Source organism: Brevundimonas sp. FV1ps31S (assembly GCF_058681265.1).
Map to the genome: position 1 here is coordinate 2,165,519 of NZ_CM178735.1, position 22,024 is coordinate 2,187,542.

Genomic DNA, 22,024 nt, shown 5'->3' on the forward strand with positions numbered 1-22,024 from the left:
CCCCTTCTTCGTTTCAGCGGTCAGGCGTGGCCGATCAGACCTTGATCGGCACGGCCGTGCGGATGTGGACATCCTTCAGCTGACGCTCTTCCGCCTCGGTCGGGGCGTTCATCAGCAGATCCTCGCCCTGCTGGTTCAGCGGGAAGGCGATGACCTCGCGGATGGCCGTCTCGCCCGCCAGCAGCATGACGATGCGGTCAATGCCGGGGGCCAGGCCGCCGTGCGGCGGCGCGCCATAGCGGAAGGCGTTCAGCATGCCGCCGAACTGTTCCTCGACCACAGACGCGTCGTAGCCAGCGATCTCGAAGGCCTTCAGCATGATCTCGGCCTTGTGGTTCCGGATCGCGCCCGAGCACAGCTCATAGCCGTTGCAGACGATGTCGTACTGGAAGGCGCGGATGGTCAGCGGATCCTGGGTCTCCAGGGCCTCCAGCCCGCCCTGCGGCATCGAGAAGGGGTTGTGGCTGAAGTCGACCTTCTTCTCTTCTTCCGACCATTCGAACATGGGGAAGTCGACGATCCAGCAGAATTTGAACTGGTTTTCGTCGACCAGTTTCAGTTCCGTGCCCACGCGGGTGCGGGCCAGGCCGGCGAACTTGGCGAAGACCGACGGCAGGCCGGCGGTGAAGAAGGCGGCGTCGCCCTTGCCCAGGCCCAGCGAGGACATCAGGGTCTCGGTCGGCTCCTGGCCCAGGTTCTTGGCGATGGGACCGCCCCAGGCGCCCTGATCGTCCGACCAGAAGATATAGCCCAGACCCGGCTGGCCCTCGCCCTGCGCCCAGGAGTTCATGCGGTCGCAGAAGGCGCGCGAGCCGCCGGTCGGGGCAGGAATGGCCCAGACGGCGTTCTTCTCGTCCGCGCCCAGGATCTTGGCGAACAGGCCGAAACCGCCGTCGCGGAAGTGGTCGGAGACGACCTGCATCTTGATCGGATTGCGCAGGTCCGGCTTGTCCGAACCATACCAGGCCATCGACTGGGCGTAGGTCAGGCGTTCGAAGCCCTTGTGCTCGAAGGTCTCGCCGAAGTCGTTGGTGAAGGTGTGGACGCCGTCGATGGGCGATACCGGCTTGCCCTCGCCGAACTCCTCGAACACGCCGTGCATCAGCGGTTCGATGGCGGCGAAGACGTCTTCCTGGGTCACGAAGCTCATCTCGACGTCGAGCTGGTAGAATTCCAGCGACCGGTCGGCGCGCAGATCCTCGTCCCGGAAGCAGGGGGCGATCTGGAAATAGCGGTCGAAGCCCGAGACCATCAGCAGCTGCTTGAACTGCTGCGGCGCCTGCGGCAGCGCATAGAACTTGCCGGGGTGCAGACGCGACGGCACCAGGAAGTCGCGCGCGCCTTCCGGCGACGAGGCCGTCAGGATCGGGGTCTGGTACTCCAGGAAGCCCTGGGCGACCATCCGCTGGCGGATCGAGGAGATGACCCTGGAGCGCAGCACGATGTTCTTGTGCAGCCGCTCGCGACGCAGGTCGAGGAAGCGGTTGGCCAGGCGGATATCCTCGGGATACTCCTGATCGCCGAAGACCGGCATCGGCAGTTCGGCGGCTTCCGACAGGACCTCGACGCCCTGGACGCGGACCTCGACCTCGCCGGTCGGCAGGTTCGGGTTCACCACCCCGGCCTCGCGCGCGACGACTTCGCCGTCGATCTTGATCACGCTCTCGGCGCGCAGGCGTTCGACCGCCGCAAAGCCCGGCGTCTCCGGGTGCAGCACCAGCTGGGTCAGGCCGTAATGGTCGCGCAGATCGATGAACAGCAGGCCGCCGTGATCGCGCTTCCGATGCACCCAGCCGGACAGGCGGACGGCGGAACCGGCGTCGGAGGCGCGCAGGGCGCCGCAGGTGTGAGAGCGGTAGGCGTGCATGGATGGACCGTCTGGAATTCTGCGGTGGAATCTGACGCCGGAGCGCCTGAAATCGAAGCGGCGTAGGGCGCATTATCGCCCCAGAAAGTCAAGGTCGGGGCGGCTTTCGGTCATGCTTGCACAGCCTATCAAATCCACCTGAGTGTCTTGTGAAGCGGCGTGGCCGTCCACAAACTGCGTCGCCCTCAAAAGGAAGCGTCCAATGCTCCATCGCCTTATCCTCGCTGTCCTCGCGATTTCAGCCGCCACATTCATGACGGCCCTTCCGACTTGGGCGCAGATGTCGCCGGACCTGTCCGGACGATGGGTTTGGGCTGTTGAGGGCCGCACGGTCTTCATCATCGACATCCCGGATACAAACGCGCCCATCGCGAGCCTGACCCGTCCTTCCAACCTGACGCTGCTACAGGACGGCGCATTGAGCGGCGTCAACGGCCCTGTCTTCACTGAAGACCTGAAGATCAATGCGTCGACTGCTGATCACATCACTCTCACGCGGCCGAACGGCGAGGTTTACGAAGTACGTCTGGCTGCGAAGGATTGGGCGACCTTCGCCTTCGTCGAAGGCCCGCCCATGCCGCCTCTATCCCTATATCGGCCGCGTGATCCGGCGATAGTCGAGACGGACTGGGGTGGAGACCGCGCCTATGGTCGCCGCGAACCTGATACCGATGTCTCGGACGACCCGGCCGTCAAGGCGCTGTTCGACGCCGACCAGGCGGATCGCGAAGACATGCTGAAGATCGGGCCGCAAGTTGCCGTGAAAGACGCCGCACGACGCGCCGAACTTACCCAACTGATGCAAGCCGGGGCGTTGAAGAGCGGTCGTGACTATTATCGGGCGGCCTTCATCTATCAGCATGGCGACCAGCCTGACGATTACCTTCTGGCGCATGCTTTAGCCGTGACGGCTTTGGCCAAGGGTTTCTCCGATGCGGGTTGGATCGCGGCGGCGACCCTGGATCGCTATCTGCAGGAAAGCGGCAGGGCCCAGATTTACGGCACACAGTTTCAGATACCGTCCAACGGCGACCCCGTGACCCAGAGAAGCTACAATCGCGACCTGCTTCCCGACAACGCACGAGTCGCGGTCGGCGTCCCGACACTTGCCGGACAGGAAGAACAACGTCAGTCATTTGAGCGCGAAAGAGCCCGCCGCTCGCCGAGTGGCCGGAATTAGAGATATCTCATGTTCATCGTCACCATCACCTACACCCAGCCGATCGAAGCCATCGAGGCCAAGACGGTCGAGCATCGCGAATGGCTGGACATCCATGTCGCCAGCGGCCTGATCATCGCCGCCGGGCCCATGGTTCCGCGCACCGGCGGCATCCTGGTTGTCCGCAGCGGCGGCACGAAAGAAGAGCTGGAGACCCTGCTGAAAGACGATCCGTTCCAGATCCACGGCCTCGCCGACTACACGGTCACCGAGTTCAAGGCCGGCAAGTTCAACCCCGCCCTGGCCGAATTCGCCTGATTTCGTCCACAGGGCGGACCTTCCCTCCCCGCTACCAACAGGCCCGGCGTGGCGCGGTCGGCTCCGGCCTCTGCTATGACAGGCCCATGCCCGCGCAGAGCGCCCTGATCCCAAGCCCCGCCGAACAGCTGCGCCTGCCGCTGGAACGCCCGCTCGTGGGCGAGGCCCTGGTGACGGCCGAAAGCAACGCCGAGGCCGTGCGCGTCCTGTCCCGTTGGCCCGACGGCGCCGGTTCGGTTCTGGCCCTGTATGGCCCAGCGGGCTCGGGCAAGAGCCGGATCGCCGCCGATTGGGCCGAGCGGGTCGGCGCCGTGCCGCTGAACGGCGTCGAAGCCGCCCTGGTCGATCCGCTGGAACTGGAGGGTCGCCCCATCCTGCTGGACTGCGCCCGCGACGCCGACGACGAGAGCCTGTTTCACCTGATCAACCTGGCCCAGGCGGGCGGCGGCGCCCTGCTGCTGGTGGATCGCGCCTCTCCCAGGACCTGGGAGACCGACCTGCCCGACCTGCGCTCACGCCTCGACGCCGTCCGCACCGTCGCGGTCGAGGCCCCGGACGACCGAGTCCTTTCCGCCATTCTGCGCGCCCGGTTCGCCGAGCGCAGCATCACCCCGGCCGAGGAGGTGATCGACTATCTGGTGCGACGCCTCGACCGGTCGGCCGACATGGCCGCGACGGTGGTCGCCCATCTGGACGCCCTGCACCGCCCCGTCACCCGTATCCTCGCCCGCCAGGCCCTGGAGCAGATGGCCGTTTCCGCCGACGCCGCAGACGACGACTGATCCGCCCTGGAGCTTGCATGGGCCCGGCGGGCCTGGCGGCGATCTGTCGCCCCATCGCGTCCAGCGATGAAAATATCAAACCTCGCTTGCGACTGTCACCGTCGCGGGCGAGAACCGGGCCATGACTGACGCCGCCATCCACGACGCCACCCGGGGCGAGGAAGTTCCCGCCTCTCGCGCCCCTCAACTCGCGCTGAACGAGGAGTTGATCGCTTCGCCCGCGCGCTTCTTCAACCGCGAGATCTCCTGGCTGGCCTTTAACGAGCGCGTGCTGGAGGAAGCCGCCAATCCGAACCATCCGCTGCTGGAGCGGCTGCGGTTCGTGTCGATCTCGGCCAACAATCTCGATGAGTTCTTCATGACCCGCGTCGCGGGCCTGAAGGGCCAGTTGCGCGAACGGGTTCGCGTCCTTTCGGCCGACGGCCTGACCCCCGCCGAACAGCTTGAGCGGATCAATATCGCGGCCGGCGAACTGATGGCCGAGCAACAGGTGCGCTGGCGCCAGCTGAAGAAGGAACTGGTCACCGCGGGCATCGAGGTTGTCGACCGTAATCGCCTGACCAAGACCGAGAAGGATCGGCTGGAGCCCGAGTTCCTGAACCAGCTGTTCGCCGTCCTGACGCCCCTGGCCATCGATCCGGCCCACCCCTTCCCCTTCTTGCCCAATCTGGGTTTCTCCCTGGCGTTGAAGCTCAAACGCAAGGGCGAGACCAAGACCTTCTACGCCCTCGTGCCGGTGCCGACCCAGGTGCGGCGATTCTGGGAGCTGCCGACCGATGGCCGCTCGGCGCCGGGTCGCAAGCGGTTCATCACGCTGGAAAACGTGCTGCTGCTGTTCATCGACCATCTGTTCCCCGGCTGCGAGGTTCTGGAGAAGGGCCTGCTGCGGCTGATCCGCGACAGCGACATCGAGATCGAGGAAGAGGCCGAGGACCTGGTGCTGGAGTTCGAGGAGGCGTTGAAACAGCGCCGCCTGGGCTCGGTCGTTCGCGTCAAGATCGAGGCCTCGATGCCCACCGACCTGCGCGACTTCATCGTCGGCGAACTGGAGGCGGCGCCGCAGGACGTGGTGCTGGTCGACGGGATGCTGGGCCTGGCCCAGCTGTCGGATCTGATTCCGGGCGGCCATCCTGACCTGAAGTTCAAGGGCTATGAGCCGCGCTATCCCGAGCGGGTCCGCGACAATGGCGGCGACATCTTCGCCGCCATCCGCGAGAAGGACATGCTGATCCACCACCCGTTCGAGAGCTTCGACGTGGTGGTGCAGTTCCTGCGTCAGGCGGCGCGGGATCCGAACGTCATCGCCATCAAACAGACCCTGTATCGCACCTCCAAGGACAGCCCCATCGTCGCCGCCCTGATCGAGGCGGCCGAGAACGGCAAGAACGTCACCGCCCTGGTCGAGCTGAAGGCCCGGTTCGACGAGGAGGCCAACCTGCGCTGGGCCCGGGCCATGGAGCGGGCGGGGGTCCACGTCGTCTTCGGCTTCGTCGAATACAAGACCCACGCCAAGCTGAGCGTCGTGGTGCGGCGCGAGGGCGAGGCCCTGCGCACCTACTGCCACTTCGGCACCGGCAACTATCATCCGGTGACGGCCAAGATTTACACCGACCTGTCGCTGTTCTCGTGCGACCCGGTCCTGGGCCGCGACGCCAGCCGGGTGTTCAACTACATCACCGGCTACGCCACCCCGGACGAGTTGGAGGCCCTGGTGGTCTCGCCGCTGAACATGAAGTCCACCCTGATCGAACTGATCGGCAAGGAGATGTCGGCCGCCGCCATGGGCAAGCCGGCCGCCATCTGGGTCAAGCTGAACTCGCTGGTCGATCCCGAGATCATCGACGCCCTGTACCGGGCCAGCCAGTGGGGCGTGCGCATCGACCTGGTCGTGCGCGGCATCTGTTGCCTGCGGCCGGGCGTCACGGGCCTGTCCGAGAACATCCGCGTCAAATCCATTGTCGGCCGTTTCCTGGAACACAGCCGCATCGTCTGTTTCGCCAACGGCAAGGACCTGCCGCACGACAAGGCCAAGCTCTTCATCTCCTCGGCCGACTGGATGACGCGCAACCTGGATCGCCGGGTCGAGCTGATGACCCCGATCCGCAACGCCACCGTCCACGACCAGGTGCTGGACCAGATCATGGTCGCCAATCTGAAGGACGACGCACAAAGCTGGGTTCTGGACGCCGAAGGGCGCTATACGCGGGTCCAGGCCGCCGATCCCGAACGGCCCTTCTCGGCCCATAAATACTTCATGACCAATCCCAGCCTGTCGGGCCGCGGACGCAAGGTGAAGACCTTGCCCGAGGCCCTGCGTTACGAACGTCCCGGCCGCTGATGGCCGATCTGGCGCTTATCGGCCGCGACGTCGCGGCCATCGACATCGGCTCCAATTCGGTCCGTCTGGTGCTCTACCGACTGGAAGGCCGCGCCGTCTGGACCGTGTTCAACGAAAAGGTCCTGGCCGGCCTGGGTCGTGACCTGCCGACAACCGGCAAACTGTCGCCCGAAGGCGTGGTCATGGCCATGACCGCCCTGCGCCGGTTCGCCGCCGTGCTGGAAGGCGTGCGCCCCGACGCCACCCTGATCGCCGCCACCGCCGCCGTGCGCGAGGCCGAGGACGGGCCTGAGTTCTGCCAGCGCGTCGCGGCCGAGACCGGCCTGCAGATCCGCGTCCTCTCGGGCGAGGAAGAGGCGAAATACGCGGCCATGGGCGTGCTCGCCGGCGCGCCTGACGCCCACGGCGTCTCGGCCGACATGGGCGGGGCCAGTCTGGAGCTGACGCGGCTGAATGGCGACGGCGTCGAACACGGCCTGACCCTGCCCCTGGGCCCCTTCGCCCTGGCCGAGGGCAAGGGTTTCGACGCCGACCGGATCAAGGCCCGCATCGACGAGCGGCTGAAACCCGTGGCGGTCAGGTTCCAGAGCGACCGCCTCTACGCCGTCGGCGGCGCCTGGCGCACCCTGGCCCAGGTCCATATGGGGCTGAAGTCCTATCCGCTGAAAGTCGTCCACCAGTACGAGATGACGGCGGACGAAGCGCTTGAGACCGCGCGGCTGGTTGCGCAGCAGTCGGCCGCGAGCCTGATCAAACTGCCGGGCGTATCCAAGAAGCGCGCCGAGACCCTGCCCTATGCCGGCCTGGTGCTGGAAGGTCTGATCAAGCATCTGAACCTGAAGCGGATCGAGATGTCGGCCTGGGGCGTGCGCGAAGGTCTGTTGTTCGACACCCTGGACGACGAAACCCGCGCCGCCGACCCCCTGTTGGCGGGCTGCACCGCCCTGGGCGGACGACAAGGCATTGATCCGGCGTTGCCCGGGGCGTTGACCGGCTGGATGTCGGACATCATCGCCGCCCTGCCCCAGGCTTTCGGAGAACCACGGGACTCCATCCTGACCGCCGCCGCCTGCCGTCTGTCCGACCTGGGCGCCCGGCTGCACCCTGATCACCGGCTTGAACTGGCGTTCGACCAGGTGCTGCGCGCGCCGGTCGCCGGCGTCAGCCATGCCGAACGGGCCTTCCTGGCCGCCGTCATGAACGCCCGCTACGGCGGCGGCCCGGCTACGCCCCAGCCGGACATCATCACCCGGCTGTTGAACGAGGACGCGGCCAAACGCGCCCGCGCCCTGGGCCTGGCCATCCGCCTGGCCTGCGACCTGTCGGGCCGTTCGTCCCAGCTCCTGGCCAATGCGACGGCGACGGTGAAGGGCGGCGATCTGAACCTGACCGCTACGGACGGCTATGCCGACCTCCTGCTGGGCGACCAGACGAAGAAACGCGCCAAGGCTCTGGCCGAGGCGATGGGGCTGGGCCTGTCGATCTAGACAGTCCGCCCGGCAGGGTTCAGCCTCTCGCAGAACGAGAGGAACACTCCATGCCCGTAACCGGAATCGGCGGCTTCTTTTTCCGCGCCCAGGACCCGCAGGCGCTTTCGGCCTGGTATTTGAAACACCTGGGCGTCGGCGCGCCAGAGGGCCAGTTCCTTTGGGATCAGCAGGCGGGACCGACCGTCTTTTCGCCGTTCAAGGAAACGACCGACTATTTCGCCCAGGACAAACGCTGGATGCTGAACCTGCGCGTCGAAGGCCTGGACGCCCTGCTCGCCTCTCTCAAGGCCGCGGGCGTAGAGGTCGTCACCAAGGATGAGTGGGACGCCAGCCCCGAGGTCGGACGCTTCGCCCGCATCCACGACCCCGAGGGCAATCCTATCGAACTGTGGGAGCCGCCGGCCGGCGCCTAGCCTTCGATCTCGACGACCTCGACCCGCGCCCCGCTCAGCACCAGGGCGATCTCGCCGCGCTTCAGCTTCAGCGCATCCTCGCCGAAGATCTGGCGCCGCCAGCCCTTCAACGCATCCACATCGGCGTCGTCGCTGACGGCGATCTTCTCCAGATCGGCGACAGTGGCGATCAGCTTGGACGCCACGCCCGCATTGTCGCTCTTGGCCTTCAGAAGCACCTTCAGCAGTTCCACCACCGACGGCGGCGCCGGCTGACGGTGCGCAGGCCGCTCCATGTCAGGGGCGTGTGATTCGGGATCGGCCAGGACGCGCTTCAGCTCCTCGGCCAGTTCCAGACCCAGGCGCGACCCGCCGAAGCCCTTGGGCACCGAGCGCAGACGGTTGAAGGCCTCGGGGTCGGTCGGGGTCTGTTGCGCGACCTCGTCGATGCCCTCGTCCTTCAGGATGCGGCCGCGCGGCTGGTCACGCTCTTGGGCGGCGCGCTCGCGCCAGACGGCCACAGCCTTGAAGGCGGCCAGATATTTGGCCGAAAATTTCTTGGGCTTCAGCCGCTTCCAGGCGTTCTCGGGGTTGGTGTCGTACAGGGCCGGATCGACTTGGCTCTCCATCTCCGACATCACCCAGTCCAGCCGTCCCTCCTTCTGCAGCCGGTCGCGCAGCTTGGGATACAGGGCCGCCAGATGGGTCACGTCGCCCAGGGCATAGACCAGCTGGCTGTCCGACAGCGGGCGTCGAGCCCAGTCGGTGAAGCGGCTGCCCTTGTCCAGTTCGACGCGCAGCATCTGCCGCACCAGCGAATCATAGGCGACCTGTTCGCCGAATCCGGCGGCCATGGCCGCGACCTGGGTGTCGAACATCGGCTTGGGCATGGCGCCCAGACGCACGAAGATCTCCACGTCCTGTCGGCAGGCGTGGAAGACCTTGATGATCTTCGGATCGCGCAACAGGGCCAGGAAGGGCTCCAGGTCCAGGCCGTCGGCCATGGGGTCGATGATCCCGGCATGGTCGGCGGATGCGGCCTGGATCAGGCACAGCCTGGGCCAGTAGGTCGTCTCCCGCATGAACTCGGTATCGACCGTGATGAACGGGGCGGTGGCGAGGCGGGCGCAAAAATCGGCCAGCGCCTCATTGGTGGTGATCGGCGTCATTCCGATGCTATAGCCCCCCGCAACCCACCTGTGGCAAGAGCCGCGCTGCATTTCCGCCCCGATTCCAGGCCCGAACACCATGAGCGACACCCAAAAGCCTCTCGAAAATGGCCTGACCTACGCCGATGCGGGCGTGGACATCGACGCAGGCGAGATGCTGGTCGAACACATCAAGCCCCTGGCCAAGTCCACGGCGCGCCCCGGTTCGGAGCCCTCGCTGGGCGGATTCGGCGCCCTGTTCGACCTCAAGGCCGCCGGATTTGAAGACCCGCTGATCGTCACCACCACCGACGGCGTGGGCACCAAGCTGAAGATCGCCATCGAGACCGGCCGTCATGACGGCGTCGGCATCGATCTGGTCGCCATGTGCGTCAACGACCTGTTGGCCCAGGGCGCTGAGCCCCTGCTGTTCCTCGACTATTACGCCACGGGCCGTCTGGAGATCGACGCCGCCCGCCGCGTCGTCGCCGGCATCGCCGAGGGCTGCCGCCAGGCCGGCTGCGCCCTGGTCGGCGGCGAGACCGCCGAAATGCCGGGCATGTATACCGACGGCGACTACGACCTGGCCGGCTTCAGCCTGGGCGCGGTCGAGCGCGGCCACGCCCTGCCCTATCTGGATCGCCAGGCGGCCGGCGACATCATCATCGGCCTGGGCTCGACCGGTCCGCACTCGAACGGCTATTCGCTGGTCCGCAAGGTGGTCGAGAAGTCCGGCCTGGCCTGGGGCGACGACGCCCCGTTCGCCAAGGACCGCTCGCTGGCCCAGGCCCTGATGGAGCCGACCCGCATCTATGTGAAGCCGGTCCTGCCGCTGATGAAGGCGGGCCTGGTCAAGGGCGCGGCCCACATCACCGGCGGCGGCCTGATCGAAAATCCGCCGCGCTGTATCGCCGAAGGGCTGAAGGCTTCGTTCGACTGGAACAGCTGGCCCATGCCCCACGTCTTCCAGTGGCTGGCCGAAACCGGCGGCATCAGCGACCACGAGATGCGCCGCACCTTCAACTGCGGCGTCGGCTTCATGCTGATCGTCTCTCCCGAGAACGCCGAGCCGGTGCTGGCGGCCCTGCTGAACGCGGGCGAAGTCGCCTTCGTCTGCGGACAGCTGGAAGCGGCCTGATCCTTCGACGCTCCGATTTCGAATGAAACAAGGGCCGGAGGCGGCGACGCCTCCGGCCCTTTTGCGTATCAGCGCGCCCCGCCGTTCGCCGTTTCGCCGTAAAAGCGCGACAGGTCGGCGTGCAGTTTCGCCAGGGCGTCATGGCTCAGATACATCATGTGCCCGCCCTCGTAGTAGGTGAACTCCAGGTTCGGACGCAGGCTGGGCTCCAGCATCATCTGGGCCAGATCGAATTCGGTCGAAAAGAAGGGCGTGGCGGCGTCGTAATAGCCGTTCAGCGCCATCACCTTCAGATACGGATTGCGCCGCATCGCCGTGGCCAGATCGACCGCCGTATTCGGCGTCGTCTGCGGTCCGCCCACCGGCGGACGATGGTTCCAGTTCCAGTTGAAGCCCGGCAGGCCCCGCGCCGACATCCGGTATTCGACGTCGGTCTCGTATTTCAGCTCATTGGCCACATAGTCGCGGAAGATGCCGAAATAGGCCCCCGTCACGGCCGAGCTGGACGGATCGTCCTCGGGCGAATCCCCAGAGGCGTCGTCGTCCAGGCCCAGATAGCGGGTGTCCAGCCGCCCGATGGTCTGGCGCCGGTCGCGCAGCAGTTCCTTGCGGAAGCTGCTCAGCTCGACCCGCATATTGGCGTTGTCGATGAAGGTGGGCGACAGGCCGGTCAATTCGCTCATCTGACGCACGATGTCGGCGCGTTCGGCGTCCGTGATCATATGTCCCTTGGCCAGGGCCGAGGCGTAGGGACCAAGCGCGAAGTCGCGCGCCCGCTGAACTTGTTCCTCCACCGTCGCCGCCGGATGGGCCAGCTTGCGGTGATACCAGGCCGTCGCCGCATAGGTCGGAAGCAGGGTCACGAAATTCTGCGGATAGCCCGGCTGGCGCACGCCGTAGTTCATGATCGACGACAGCAGCACCACCCCGTTCAGCGACATGCCCCGGTCTTCCAGCTGGAAGGCCACGGCGCCGGTGCGCAGGGTGCCGTAGGATTCGCCGATGATGTATTTCGGGCTGGACCAGCGGCTGAACTTGGTCGTGTAGCGCATGATGGCGCGGGCGAAGGCGTCTGCGTCCTGGTCCACGCCCCAGAAGGCCGAACCCGGCGTCTCGCCCAGCGGCCGCGAGAAGCCCGCCCCCACCATGTCGATGAAGACCAGATCCGTCTGGTCCAGCAAGGTCATGTCGTTGGGGCCGAAGGCGAAGGGCGCGGGCCGCACCACCGTCGGCTCATCGGTCTGGACCCGCATCGGCCCGAATGACCCCATGTGCAGCCACACCGTCGGCGAGCCCGGCCCGCCGTTGTAGAGATAGGTCACAGGCCGCGTCCCCAGCGGCTGACCGTCCAGCGTATAGGCGGTGTAGAACAGGCTGGCAGTCGGCATGCCCGCGTCGTCGCGGACCGTCAGGGTGCCCGCCGTCGCGTGATACCTCAGGGTCTTGCCATGGGCGTTGACCGAATGGGCTGTCGTGACCTCGGCCTCCTCGACCGGCGCGCGCGCCCAATCTTTCTCGATGGCGTCGGCGTTGGCGTTGCGGAACCGGTCGGTGGCCGAGCGCATCGCTCCGCTGCCGCTGGCGCCGCTGTTCGAGCCGCTCTCCTGAGCAAAGGACGCCACGGGCGCGCCCAGCATCGCAGCCATGGCCGCGAGGCAGATCAGTTTCTTCATGCTATAGTCCCCTGTACGCGCCGGCCCTCAGGACCCCTCGTCGGATGGGCGGCGTTATACGGTAACGTCCGAACACGGCGGACAACAAGAGCGGATCGTGTTTGATCCTTGCCAAGCGTCGCCCGCCCCGCCATGGGGGCGGCCATGTCGTCCCCAGCCGCTTCTCCCGTCCGCGTCGCCGTCCTGATCTCCGGGACCGGCTCCAACATGGCCGCCCTGATCGACGCCGGTCAGGTCGCCGACAGCGGCTATGAGGTCGCCCTGGTCCTGTCCAACATCGAAGACGCGGGCGGTCTGGCCATCGCCTCGGCCAAGGGCGTCGCGACCGCCTCCATCCCCCACAAGCCGTTCGGCAAAGACCGCGAGGCCCATGAGCGGGCGGTTGACGGGGCCCTGCGCGCGGCCGGCGTCGAGGTGGTCGCCCTGGCCGGCTATATGCGGATCCTGACGCCCTGGCTGGTGCGCGCATGGGACGGCCGGATGTTGAACATCCACCCCAGCCTCCTGCCCCTCTATCCCGGCCTCGACACCCACGCCCGCGCCATCGCCGCCGGCGACGCCGAGGCCGGCTGCACCGTCCACCTGGTCACCGAGGGCGTGGACGAGGGCCCGATCCTGGGCCAGGCCCGAGTCCCCATCCTGACCGACGACACGCCCGACAGCCTGGCCGAAAGGGTCAAGACGGCGGAGCACGCGCTGTATCCGCAGATGCTGGGGGATTTCTGCCGGGGTCTGGAGAGGGGCTGAGCCCTCCCGCTGTAAATCCTCCGTCACCAGATTACGAAATCTTCATGCGACAGCGCGCCGCACCGGCGCAAAGGTGCCGCCGATCAAAATCGGGACCTTATCCTTCATGCAACGTATTCGCCTCATGGCCGCCTGCTCGGCCTGTATCGTCGTCGCCCTGACCGGCGGCGCCTCGGCTCAGGACCATTCGCACGGCGCGCACGGCGCTCCGGCCCCATTCGGCGCCTGGGGCTTCGACCTTGCCGGCCGCAACACGGCGGTGAAGCCGGGCGACGACTTCAACGAATACGCCAACGGCACCTACCTCAGCACCACCGAGATCCCGGCCGACAAGGCGCGGTTCGGTCCCTTCGACGTCCTCTATGAGAACGCCCAGTCCCAGCTGAAGTCGATCATCGAGACCAGCGCCGCCAACCCGACCAACGCCAACGCCCAGAAGGTCGGCGCCCTCTACGCCAGCTTCATGGACGAGGCCCGCGTCGAACAGCTGGGCGCCGCGCCCATGGCCGCCGACCTCGCCGCCGTGAAGGCTGTGACCGACCACGCCGCCATGGCCCGCCTGATGGGCGCCAGCCATTCGGGCTTCGGCGGTTCGCTGTTCGGCGTCGCCGTGTTCGAGGACCTGCAGAACCCGAACATCAACTCGGCCTATCTGGCCCAGGGCGGCCTCGGCCTGCCCGACCGCGACTATTATCTGAAGCCGGACTTCGCCGCCCAGCGCGAGGCCTATCTGGCCTATCTGACCCAGACGCTCACCGCCATCGGCTGGACCAACCCGGCCCAGAGCGCCGCCGACATCCTGGCCTTCGAGACCAAGGTCGCCGAGAAACACTGGACCACGGTCGAGCGTCGCCAGATCGACAAGCTCTACAACCCGTCCAAGGTCGCCGACCTGGCCACCCTGGCGCCGGGCTTCGACTGGGCCGCCTTCCTCGACGGCGCCCAGGTCGGAAACCTCGACACCCTGGTCCTGATGGAGAACACCGCCTTCCCGGGCATCGCCCAGGTCTTCGCCGACACCCCGATCGAGACCCTGAAGGCGTGGGAAGCCACCCAGATCGTCGATCAGGCCAGCCCCTATCTGTCCAAGGCCTTCGTCGACGCCCGCTTCGCGTTCCGCGGCAAGACACTGCGCGGCCAGCCCGAGAACCGTCCGCGCTGGAACCGGGGGGTCGCCCTGGTCGACGGCCAGCTGGGCGAGGTCCTGGCCCAGGAATATGTCCGCCTTCACTTCCCCGCCTCGTCCAAGGCCCAGATGGAGACCCTGGTCGACAACATCCGCGCGGCCATGACCGAGCGGCTGAAGACCCTGGACTGGATGAGCGAGGCGACTCGCGAACAGGCCCTCTACAAGATGTCCAAGTTTGGGGTGAAGATCGGCTATCCCGACAAATGGCGGTCCTATGACGGCCTCGAACTGTCCGCCCACGATCTGTACGGCAATGTCGAACGCTCCTCGGCGTTCGAATGGGCGTATCAGCGCGGCAAGATCGGCAAGCCGGTCGATCCGCTGGAATGGGGCATGACGCCCCAGACGGTGAACGCCTACTACAACCCGCCGCGCAACGAGATCGTCTTCCCGGCCGCCATCCTGCAGGCGCCCTTCTTCGATCCGAACGCGGACCCGGCGGTCAACTACGGCGGCATCGGCGCGGTCATCGGCCACGAGATCACCCACGGCTTCGACGACCAGGGCCGCAAGTCCGACGGCGACGGCGTGCTGCGCGACTGGTGGACGCCGGAAGACGCCGCGCGCTTCGAGGCGCGCGCCAAGGTTCTGGGCGACATCTACAATAGCCTGGAGCCCCTGCCCGGCGTCCACGTCAACGGCGATCTGACCATGGGCGAGAACATCGCCGACCTGGGCGGCCTGCTGCTGGCGCTCGACGCCTACCACAAGTCGCTGAACGGCCAGCCGGCCCCGGTGATCGACGGCCTATCGGGCGACCAACGCGTCTTCCTGGGCTGGGCCCAGGTCTGGCGCGAAAAGTCGCGCGAGGCGGCCCTCAAGGAACAGCTGACCACCGATCCACACTCGCCAGGCTCGGTCCGCGCCGCCACCTCGCCGCGCAACATCGACGCCTGGTACGCGGCCTTCGGCGTCTCGCCGGACCAGAAGGCGTACATCGCCCCCGAGGCCCGCGCCCGCATCTGGTAAGCGGTCACGCAGCCCGAACGAAAAAGGCCCGGAGCATCGCTCCGGGCCTTTCTTTTTCAGCTCAGGCTGAAGGTCTTACTTCGGCGTGGTCGCCGCGCCGGCGACAGCGCCGATTGCAGCGCCGGCGACGGTCGAGCCGGTGTTGCCGCCGACCACCTGGCCGGCGACGGCGCCGCCCAGGGCGCCGGTGGCGGCGCGTTGTTCCATGGTCTGTCCGCACGCGGCCAGCAGGGCCACGGCGCCGATGACGGGGGTCAGTTTCAGCAGGGTTTTCATAAGGCTACTCCGGGGGGACTCAGACGAGACTGACCCAACGAAAAGGCCCGCGTCCGGTTCCGGGCGCGGGCCTTAATGTCTCAGTCGCTGTTGCGAACTGTGGAACGCGACGTGAGCGCTGACTTTGCGCTACGCTCGGGACGCGGTCCCTCGCGACTTGAGCTGACTTTGCGCTACGCTCGGGACGCGGTCCCTCGCGACTTGAGCTGACTTTGCGCTACGCTCGGGACGCGGTCCCTCGCGACTTGAGCGCTTAGCCGACGATCTGGTCGTCGGTGAAGAACTGAGCGATCTCGAGCTTGGCGTTGTCCAGGCTGTCCGAACCGTGGACCGAGTTCTCGCCGATCGACAAGGCGAACTGCTTGCGGATCGTGCCTTCAGCGGCCTGTTCCGGGTTGGTGGCGCCCATGACTTCACGATAGGCGGCGACGGCGTTGTCGCCTTCCAGCACCTGCACGACCACCGGCTCGGCGGTCATTTGCTCGACCAGTTCGCCGTAGAACGGACGCTCGGCGTGAACCTCGTAGAACTTCTGAGCTTGCTCGGTCGACAGCTTGACGCGACGCTGGGCCACGATGCGCAGGCCGGCGCCTTCGATCACGGCGTTGATCGCGCCGGTCAGGTTACGGCGGGTCGCGTCGGGCTTGATGATCGAGAAGGTGCGTTCGGTCATGGGAGTTGACTTCTTGTTAGGGAGAATAAGGTCGCGGGCTTATAGCGACGCCCCGCCCCCGCGCCAAGCCGTCTTTCAGCAGGCGATGGCCCGCACGTGACCGGCGGCGGCGTAGTCCAGAATAGCGCGGTCGCGGGTGACGACGACGAGATCGTCTACCCGAGCCTGCGACACCAGCAATCTGTCAGCAGGATCCTTGTGAAACGGTGCAGGCAGCCTTGCGGCGTTGACCGCCGCCGCCGTCGAAAGAGGCAAAGCTTGCGCACTTGCGCTGGACATCGCCGCTTCGAACCAGACGACAGGATCTCCGGTAATCTGCAGCACGCGCCCCGTTCGGGTCGCGGTCGCCAGCATGCCGATTTCCCAGGCTGAGACCGAAGAAATCCAGAGATCGTCGGCTTGCGCCGCCTTGGCGATGACGTCGCGCGCCTCTTGACGGATCGAAGCTCCAAGAACCATGCGGATGAAGGCGTTCGTGTCCAGAAGGACGCCGCTCATTCTTCATCCCACAGACCACGCTCCGGGTCGCACACCCCGTGGATGGCGGGGTCGTAGATTGGACCATCGATGTCCAACCCCTCAGGTATGATCACTGTGCCCTTCATACCGCCGAAGATGCTGTTGGGGTCCCAAGGCTTCTCTGTTGGGTGATCGGGAGACCTTAAGACCGCCACCTCCTTGCCGCGCTTGGTGATGCGAACCCTGCGGATCTCGCCCGAGTTCACGCGATCCAGCAGGTCCAGGCACTTGGCCTTGAACTCCGTGGCCGTTATGACGACCTCGCCGCTTACAAGATCATACGTCATGACTGGTCATATAGAGATGACCGGTCAGAAAGTCCATTGCGCCTCCCATGCTCCAGATCACCGACCTGACCTTCAACGCCTGGGGCCGCAAATTCCTCGTGGACGCCTCTGTCAGCCTGCCGCCGGGCGCCAAGGTCGGGCTGGTGGGCCGCAACGGCATCGGCAAGTCCACCCTGTTCAAACTGATCCTGGGCGAGCTTCACGCCGCCGGCGATGAGATCAGCCTGCCCAAGACCGCCCGCATCGGCTCGGTCGATCAGGAACACCCGGCCACCCCCGTCAGCGTCATCGACACCATTCTTGAGGCCGACGTCGAACGCCACACCCTGCTGGGCCGGCTGGAGACCGCCGAGCCGGAAGAGATGGGCGAGATCTGGGCCCGCCTGATCGAGATCGACGCCGACGCCGCCCCGGCGCGCGCCGCCGAAATCCTGGTCGGCCTGGGCTTCGACCAGGAGAACCAGGCCCGGCCCATGTCCGAGTTCTCGGGCGGCTGGCGCATGCGCGTCGCCCTGGCCGCCGCCCTGTTCGCCGAGCCGGACATGCTGCTGCTCGACGAACCGACCAACTACCTCGACCTGGAAGGCGCCCTGTGGCTTGAGGCGCGGCTGAAGAAATATCCGCACACGGCCCTGATCATCTCCCACGACCGCGAGATGCTGAACGAGGTCTGCACCCATATCCTGCACCTCGCGAACCACACCCTGACCCTCTACACCGGCAACTACGACGCCTTCGAAAAGGCCCGCGCCGAGAAGGCCCGGCTGCAGCTGTCGGCCAAGGCCAAGCAGGACGCCGAACGCGCCCACCTCCAGGCCTTCGTCGACCGGTTCAAGGCCAAGGCCTCCAAGGCCGCCCAGGCCCAGTCGCGCATGAAACGGCTGGAGAAGATGCAGCCTGTCGCCACCACGATCGAGGAACGGGTCGCCCCCTTCACCTTGCCCTCGCCGCCGCGTCCGCTCGCGCCCCCGCTGATCCGGCTGGAGCGGGCCAATGTCGGCTATGATGTCGGCAAGCCGATCCTGCGCAATCTGAACCTGCGGATGGATCTGGACGACCGCATCGGCCTGCTGGGCGTCAACGGCGCCGGCAAGTCCACCTTCGCCAAGATGATCGCCGGCGCTTTGAACGTGTCCGAGGGCGAACTGCACCGCGACCGCAAGATGCGCGTGGGCTGGTTCCACCAGCACCAGATCGAGGCCATGGACCCCACCGACACGCCGCTGGAGATCATCCGCCGCGCCATGCCGGACGCCCCTGAAAGCGCCCGCCGCTCCAAACTGGCCCAGTTCGGCCTGGGCTATGAAAAGCAGGAGACCACGGTCGACAGCCTGTCGGGCGGCGAACGCGCCCGACTGCTGCTGAACATGGTGGCCATGGATGCGCCCCACGTCCTGATCCTCGACGAACCGACCAACCACCTGGACATCGACAGCCGCCGCGCCCTGCTCGACGCCCTGAACGACTATTCCGGCGCCGTCATCCTGATCACCCACGACCGGTCGCTGATGGAGATGGTGGCCGACCGGCTGTGGTTGGCCGCCGACGGCACGGTCAAGCCGTTCGACGGCGACATGGACGACTACGCCAAGTTCGTGCTGGACCGCGCCAAACAGGCCATCGCCAAACCCAGCCAGATCAAGAAGGAAGAGGCCGCCGCCGCGCCGGCCGCCCAGAACAACAAGGGCAAGAAGAACGACCGCAAATCCGGCCCCTCCCCTTCGACCCTGCGTCACGCCGTCAAGAAGGCCGAAGAAACCATGGCCCGCCTGACCGCCGAGATCGCGCGCATCGACGACGACATGGCCAATGCCTCCATGAACAATCCCAAGGCCCTGGAAGGCCTGACCCGCGCCCGCGCCAAGACGCAAGCCGACCTGGACGCCGCCGAGGTGGCCTGGGTCGCCGCGGAAGAGGCGCTCGCCGAGGTGGCGTAGCGATTGACCTCCACTTGAGGCCATGCCCAAATCCCTTACGACACCCAGGGGGAACGCTCATGCTCGCCACACTTCTCGCCATTCTCAGCACCGCCGCCGCGTCCGGCGACGCCGCACCGTCGACCGCTCGTTACGCGATCGAGGTCTCGGTCGTCAGCGAAGGCGTCGAGACGGTCGCCGCCCGCACCCTGATCCGCGAAGAAGGAATGACTGAGATTTCCATTTCTGACGGGATGGAGAGCTTCACCCTCAACGCCGAACTTGTGGTTCTGAACGAGATCGGCCCTGACTCGGACCTCGACCTGGTGATCGCCATCGCCGACGGCGATCATCCGCCCGCCAACCCGCGGCTGACCTTTAAGCGCGGCGCCCGCGCCGCGATGGAGATGCGGTCGGATGGCTACGGCATCAAACTGAACATATCGCCTGTCGCGCCGTGATCCTCGCCGCCAGGTGACGAAAGAGAAAGCGCGACGCCCCACCAATTGCTCTTGCAAATCGTTCTCATATAAATAGTCTTCCGCTCGAAAGCGGAGGACGCCCCATGACTCGCCCCACCATCCCCGCCGGCCTGCTGGCCTCCATCCTGGCGGTCTGGAGCGCCGGGGCGGCCCAGGCCCACTCCCCCTATCTGCGGCCGAACCTGTTCGACGCCGGGCGGCGCGACCATGTCACGGTCGAGGCCGCCTTCACCGAGGACGTCTTCAACGCCGAGGTGGTCATGCGCTCTGACAGCTTCCACGTGGTGGGCCCCAATGGCGACACGCCGATCAGCGCCGTCACCTATCTGCGCGACCTGGCGGTGTTCGAGGCGCCGACGCCGGTGGACGGCCTTTACCGCCTGTCGTCCGGACCGCGCGCCGGCCGCGCGGCCAAGATGTACAACACCCCCTCCGGCTGGAAGATGGTCGGCGAGGAAGACACGCCACCCCCGCCCGGCGCCGAACTGGTCGATGTCCAGAGCATCACCGTCGCCGAGGTCTATGTGGTGCGCGGCGCCCCCGACGACGCGGCGCTCAAGCCCAACGGCCAGGGCCTGGAGCTCCAGCCCCTGATCCAGCCGAACCAGATCGTCGCCGGCGAGGACGCGAGCTTCCGACTGCTGTTCGACGGCCAGCCCCTGGCCAACGCCCCCGTCACCGTCTTCCGCGAAGCCGGCCAGTACGACGGCAGGAAGATCGAGGCCGAAACCGCCACCGACGCCTCGGGCGTCCTGACCCTGCGCGTCTCGACCCCCGGCGCCTATATGACCCAGGTCCGCCACCGCACCGCCGCCCCGGCGGGCGCCCCCACCCCCTATCGCAGCTACACCCACACCCTGACCTTCATCGCCGACGCGGGATAAGACGGCGGGGTTCGGCGTTCGGAATTTTCGATTCTCGCCGAAAGTTTACTTCACCCTCTTGATCACCGGCTTCAGACGAAAGCTTGGCCATTGCTGGTCGCATCAGCCCATTGCCATGGGTCGAGCGACTATCTACGGTCATGCGCCCGTCGGAAGCAGATTTGGTCATGAATAAATCTATCGGTGTGACCAGCGAGCGCCTCGGACGCATCGTCGAAGAAGCTGCGAGCGAGGTCTATATATTCGGCGAGCCCGACTTCTACTTTCGACTCGTCAACAGGGGCGCCCGCGACAATCTCGGCTATAATTCCGAAGAACTCTCACGGCTGACACCTTGGGATCTGAAGCCGAATATCAGTCGTGCCGATTTCCTGAGACTGATCAAACCCCTCCAATCTGGCGAGGTCGACAGACTTGACTTCGACACCCTCCACCAACGCAAGGACGGCAGCACATACAATGTGTCCGTCAAGCTTCAACTCTTTGACGACGGCGATGACGCGGTCTTCTATGCCGCCATCAAGGATACGACGGATTATCGACGTGTTGAGGCCGCGCTGCGAGAAACAGCCACCCGACTTGATGTCATATTGAGCAACACGACCATGGCCGTCTTCCTCATGGATGAACGACAGTACTGTGTATTCATGAACAGGGCGGCGGAGAAACTCACGGGCTATGCTTTCGCGGAAACGACCGGACGTCCCCTCCACGACGTGATTCATCACACCTATCCGGACGGCTCGCCCTTCCCTCTCTCGGAGTGCGCCATCGACCGCGCCTTTCCGGAACAGGCCGGGACGCAGGGCGAGGAGGTTTTTGTTCATAAGGACGGCTCCTTCTACCCTGTCGCCTTCACGGCCAGCCCGATCTACGACAGCGAGGCGAAGGTCATCGGCACCGTCATCGAAGCGCGCGACATCAGTGAGGAGAAGCGCAACGAGGAGGCCCGCCAGCTGCTGATGAACGAGGTCGATCACAGGGCGCGCAATGTTCTCTCGATCGTCCAGTCGCTCACGCGGCTGACCCGCGCCGACGACGTCGAAAGCTACAAGGATGCCCTCGCCGGGCGGATCGGCGCCCTCGCGCGCGCGCAGACCTCACTGGCCAGTCGGCGTTGGGAGGGCGGCCGGCTGGAGGATGTGGTCAGGGAAGAGCTGGAAGCCCTTTGCCCCAGGGACACCGTGGACACCCACGGCCCCGAGATCGGGCTTTCGCCGCACCAGGTCCAGCCCCTCAGCATGCTGCTCCACGAACTGGCGACCAACGCCAACAAATACGGAGCCTGCAGCAATGGCGGCGGCCGCGTCTCGGTGACCTGGACGCTGAAGGAGGGTCAGGTGACGCTCCAGTGGCGCGAAACCGGCGGCCCCACGGTTGTTCCGCCGACCCGAGAAGGCTTCGGATCCTCCCTGAAGGCCAGCGTGGTCCGTCAGCTGGGCGGCGCCCTGACCCGCCAATGGGCGACCGACGGGCTGATCGTCGAAGTCGCCTTCCCGCTCGACCCGCTGCAAACGCCGGCCTGAACGCGAGCCTTCCGGTCGAGAGCGGAGGCGGTCCGACAGCCCCCTCGACGAATACAGGCCTGTGGAACCCTGTCCGCTTTCCGGACCACACCCCGGGTCACCGTTCGACCGAGGCTGTGTGAAAACGCGACGGATCAGCTAGACTCCTGACGCGCAGCGGGAGGTGAGCATGAGCCGCTTCCGGCTTGCTGCGTGCCGGTAGCTCGATAGGTTGACGGCGCAGAGCGCGAGACGGAACGATGAGGCGCAGG

General features: G+C 66.2%; 20 protein-coding genes. 13 read left to right on the plus strand and 7 right to left on the minus strand.

What is annotated here, in order from left to right:
• Positions 1-34 precede the first annotated feature (34 nt).
• On the minus strand, positions 35-1,867 hold the full coding sequence (aspS, locus tag ACVPT3_RS10180; RefSeq protein WP_492040790.1) for an aspartate--tRNA ligase: 1,833 nt from the start codon (positions 1,865-1,867) through the stop codon (positions 35-37).
• Between the two features lie 202 nt (positions 1,868-2,069).
• On the opposite strand from aspS, the gene ACVPT3_RS10185 reads away from it, so the two are divergent.
• The 6 genes from ACVPT3_RS10185 (at position 2,070) to ACVPT3_RS10210 (ending at position 8,367) form a co-directional block, all read left to right on the plus strand.
• On the plus strand, positions 2,070-3,047 hold the full coding sequence (locus ACVPT3_RS10185; protein ID WP_492040791.1) for a hypothetical protein: 978 nt from the start codon (positions 2,070-2,072) through the stop codon (positions 3,045-3,047).
• Between the two features lie 9 nt (positions 3,048-3,056).
• A complete protein-coding gene (locus ACVPT3_RS10190) occupies positions 3,057-3,344 on the plus strand; it encodes a YciI family protein (protein WP_492040792.1) in 288 nt (95 codons plus the stop codon).
• A gap of 86 nt (positions 3,345-3,430) precedes the next feature.
• Positions 3,431-4,126, plus strand: coding sequence for a P-loop NTPase family protein (locus tag ACVPT3_RS10195; protein ID WP_492040793.1), 696 nt, complete (start codon positions 3,431-3,433; stop codon positions 4,124-4,126).
• Between the two features lie 121 nt (positions 4,127-4,247).
• Positions 4,248-6,464 carry an RNA degradosome polyphosphate kinase gene (locus ACVPT3_RS10200; RefSeq protein ID WP_492040794.1) on the plus strand — a complete coding sequence of 739 codons (2,217 nt, stop codon included), beginning with the start codon at positions 4,248-4,250 and terminating at the stop codon, positions 6,462-6,464.
• Positions 6,464-7,951, plus strand: a complete 1,488-nt coding sequence (locus ACVPT3_RS10205) for a Ppx/GppA phosphatase family protein (RefSeq protein ID WP_492040795.1) — start codon at positions 6,464-6,466, stop codon at positions 7,949-7,951. Before ACVPT3_RS10200 ends, ACVPT3_RS10205 begins: the two co-directional genes overlap by 1 nt.
• A gap of 50 nt (positions 7,952-8,001) precedes the next feature.
• A complete protein-coding gene (locus ACVPT3_RS10210; protein WP_492040796.1) occupies positions 8,002-8,367 on the plus strand; it encodes a VOC family protein in 366 nt (121 codons plus the stop codon).
• On the opposite strand, the gene rnd is transcribed toward ACVPT3_RS10210, so the two are convergent.
• Entirely contained in the window at positions 8,364-9,515 is a 1,152-nt protein-coding gene (rnd, locus tag ACVPT3_RS10215; RefSeq protein WP_492040797.1) for a ribonuclease D, read from the minus strand. The two genes, ACVPT3_RS10210 and rnd, sit on opposite strands and share 4 nt — an antisense overlap.
• Positions 9,516-9,594: 79 nt before the next feature.
• Here rnd and purM point away from each other — a divergent pair, with 79 nt between their 5' ends.
• Positions 9,595-10,632, plus strand: coding sequence for a phosphoribosylformylglycinamidine cyclo-ligase (purM, locus tag ACVPT3_RS10220; RefSeq protein WP_183195695.1), 1,038 nt, complete (start codon positions 9,595-9,597; stop codon positions 10,630-10,632).
• A 68-nt stretch (positions 10,633-10,700) separates the two neighbouring features.
• Here purM and ACVPT3_RS10225 read toward each other — a convergent pair whose 3' ends face one another.
• Positions 10,701-12,305: a S10 family peptidase gene (locus ACVPT3_RS10225; RefSeq protein WP_492040798.1), complete on the minus strand. Its 1,605-nt coding sequence runs from the start codon at positions 12,303-12,305 to the stop codon at positions 10,701-10,703.
• 144 nt (positions 12,306-12,449) lie between these two features.
• Between ACVPT3_RS10225 and purN the strand changes: the two genes are divergently transcribed.
• Together purN and ACVPT3_RS10235 are read left to right on the plus strand one after the other, a co-directional pair.
• Positions 12,450-13,052: a phosphoribosylglycinamide formyltransferase gene (gene purN, locus ACVPT3_RS10230; RefSeq protein WP_492040799.1), complete on the plus strand. Its 603-nt coding sequence runs from the start codon at positions 12,450-12,452 to the stop codon at positions 13,050-13,052.
• Between the two features lie 106 nt (positions 13,053-13,158).
• Complete coding sequence (locus tag ACVPT3_RS10235) at positions 13,159-15,210, plus strand: M13 family metallopeptidase (protein WP_492040800.1); 2,052 nt, start codon at positions 13,159-13,161, stop codon at positions 15,208-15,210.
• A 75-nt stretch (positions 15,211-15,285) separates the two neighbouring features.
• Here ACVPT3_RS10235 and ACVPT3_RS10240 read toward each other — a convergent pair whose 3' ends face one another.
• From ACVPT3_RS10240 to ACVPT3_RS10255, 4 genes are all read right to left on the minus strand, one after another.
• Positions 15,286-15,486: a YMGG-like glycine zipper-containing protein gene (locus tag ACVPT3_RS10240; protein ID WP_008260739.1), complete on the minus strand. Its 201-nt coding sequence runs from the start codon at positions 15,484-15,486 to the stop codon at positions 15,286-15,288.
• 253 nt (positions 15,487-15,739) lie between these two features.
• The gene (gene ndk, locus ACVPT3_RS10245) at positions 15,740-16,159 is read right to left on the minus strand and encodes a nucleoside-diphosphate kinase (protein ID WP_492040801.1); all 420 of its coding nucleotides are present in this window, start codon (positions 16,157-16,159) and stop codon (positions 15,740-15,742) included.
• A 75-nt stretch (positions 16,160-16,234) separates the two neighbouring features.
• Positions 16,235-16,657, minus strand: a complete 423-nt coding sequence (locus tag ACVPT3_RS10250) for a type II toxin-antitoxin system VapC family toxin (RefSeq protein ID WP_492040802.1) — start codon at positions 16,655-16,657, stop codon at positions 16,235-16,237.
• Entirely contained in the window at positions 16,654-16,965 is a 312-nt protein-coding gene (locus ACVPT3_RS10255) for a type II toxin-antitoxin system Phd/YefM family antitoxin (protein WP_492040803.1), read from the minus strand. Before ACVPT3_RS10255 ends, ACVPT3_RS10250 begins: the two co-directional genes overlap by 4 nt.
• A 47-nt stretch (positions 16,966-17,012) precedes the next feature.
• On the opposite strand from ACVPT3_RS10255, the gene ACVPT3_RS10260 reads away from it, so the two are divergent.
• From ACVPT3_RS10260 to ACVPT3_RS10275, 4 genes are all read left to right on the plus strand, one after another.
• Positions 17,013-18,902 carry an ABC-F family ATP-binding cassette domain-containing protein gene (locus ACVPT3_RS10260; RefSeq protein ID WP_492040804.1) on the plus strand — a complete coding sequence of 630 codons (1,890 nt, stop codon included), beginning with the start codon at positions 17,013-17,015 and terminating at the stop codon, positions 18,900-18,902.
• Positions 18,903-18,961: 59 nt separating this feature from the next.
• The gene (locus tag ACVPT3_RS10265; protein WP_492040805.1) at positions 18,962-19,342 is read left to right on the plus strand and encodes a hypothetical protein; all 381 of its coding nucleotides are present in this window, start codon (positions 18,962-18,964) and stop codon (positions 19,340-19,342) included.
• A gap of 104 nt (positions 19,343-19,446) precedes the next feature.
• Entirely contained in the window at positions 19,447-20,247 is an 801-nt protein-coding gene (locus ACVPT3_RS10270; protein ID WP_492040806.1) for a DUF4198 domain-containing protein, read from the plus strand.
• Positions 20,248-20,414: 167 nt separating this feature from the next.
• The gene (locus ACVPT3_RS10275) at positions 20,415-21,773 is read left to right on the plus strand and encodes a PAS domain S-box protein (RefSeq protein WP_492040807.1); all 1,359 of its coding nucleotides are present in this window, start codon (positions 20,415-20,417) and stop codon (positions 21,771-21,773) included.
• Positions 21,774-22,024 lie beyond the last annotated feature (251 nt).